General features: G+C 26.1%; 3 protein-coding genes. All 3 read right to left on the reverse strand.

The genetic code is table 11. The features are described 5' to 3' along the window. A partial coding sequence (locus tag OU788_RS12295; protein WP_274635433.1) for an AAA family ATPase occupies positions 1 to 237 on the reverse strand: 237 nt, incomplete at its 3' end. 241 nt (positions 238 to 478) lie between these two features. Further along, positions 479 to 1,036: an XAC2610-related protein gene (locus OU788_RS12300; RefSeq protein WP_274635434.1), complete on the reverse strand. Its 558-nt coding sequence runs from the start codon at positions 1,034 to 1,036 to the stop codon at positions 479 to 481. A gap of 4 nt (positions 1,037 to 1,040) precedes the next feature. Next, on the reverse strand, positions 1,041 to 1,326 hold a 286-nt coding region (locus OU788_RS12305), incomplete at its 5' end, for a hypothetical protein (protein WP_274635435.1).

The raw sequence follows: 1,326 nt of genomic DNA on the forward strand, positions 1-1,326 counted from the left end.
AGGTTGCTCTGCCTTATTACCTTTTAAAATCAAATCTTTTCCAAACTCGATAGCTTTAATTAAATTGGATTTTCCAGATGCATTTGCACCATAAACAACTGCTGTTTTAAGAGCTGAAGTTCCTTTTATAGATTTCGATTTATGATGTGATTTTAGAGTTCCCCTTCCAGGAATAAGAGAAAACACTTCTCGGTCTTTAAATGACAAAAAATTCTCAACTGTAAATCTAATTAACATAATTGTGTCTGTATTTTATGCAAATGTAGTGAAAAAATCACATTTTAGTTCGTTTTTAGTGTCTAATGTTGTTTCGTTGCGTTTTTTTTTTGCCTGTTGCACAACGTTGTTGTGTAAGAAAAGTTGCGTGTTTTAAGCACTAAAGTTAGTAAATAAAGCACGAACCAAGAAAATCAGAGAGGATTTTCGTAAGTATGCTTTTACTAGCAATTTTTTTTACACGGTGTTGGCAGTAGTTTTTTTATTTTCCACCAATCTCAATAATTTTCCACCCTTTTATTTTGTAGATTTTACTGTTATCTTCAAATGCGTTTCCACTTGGTTCAGATAAAATCAGTTTATTTTTTTTATCTATTTTTTGAATTCTTAAATAATCCCAATTCACTTTATGTTCAAATTTATTTGATTTGGGGTTGAAAATATAATATTTTTCCCAACAAATCTTTCCGCAATTAAATGGAATAGAAAAGTCTATATGTCCATCAAAATTATAGTCATAAAAATAAAAATTAATATTGCCGAGAGCAATACCATCTTCAATGTTGTTTATTATTTGTAATTGTTTATTTTCTTTAAATATAATCAATTTCTCAATACCACCATAATAGCCAATATTTTCAGAATAACTTAATTTACTATTCCAAACAGCACTTAACGTAAAGTTTTTAATTTTATATATTTTAGTTTTATTAATATTTAATGTTGTTATTTTCTCTTTCGAAAATTCTTCCCAATTATTTTTTTGTGCGAAATTCTTATTTGATATAATAAACAAGCTTAAAAACAGTAGTTTTTTCATTTTTTTATTTTTTTTCAAGAAACAGAATTTCTTTTATAATTTTGGAAAGTATAACAACATCAGAATGGGAGTTATGATATTGTCTTATGCTATGATTAAATAAGTACTCATATAATTCAGTTAGTTTTGGATATTTTGGATTGGGATTAGATTTGTTTTTTAATTCTTTATAACCCCATTTCATCGTGCAAAATTTTTTGATTTCATTCCAATCAAAATTTAAATAATATTTTTCTAATTCATTTTTTAAAACAGGCAAATCGAAATCTAAATTATGAGCAGCAATTAAT

The organism is Tenacibaculum sp. L6 (assembly GCF_028823685.1).
Lineage (GTDB): Bacteria > Bacteroidota > Bacteroidia > Flavobacteriales > Flavobacteriaceae > Polaribacter.

Coding starts and splice junctions, on each gene's coding strand:
- OU788_RS12300 (WP_274635434.1), bottom strand. CDS start 1,036: ATGAAAAAACTACTGTTTTTAAGCTTGTTTATTATATCAAATAAGAAT.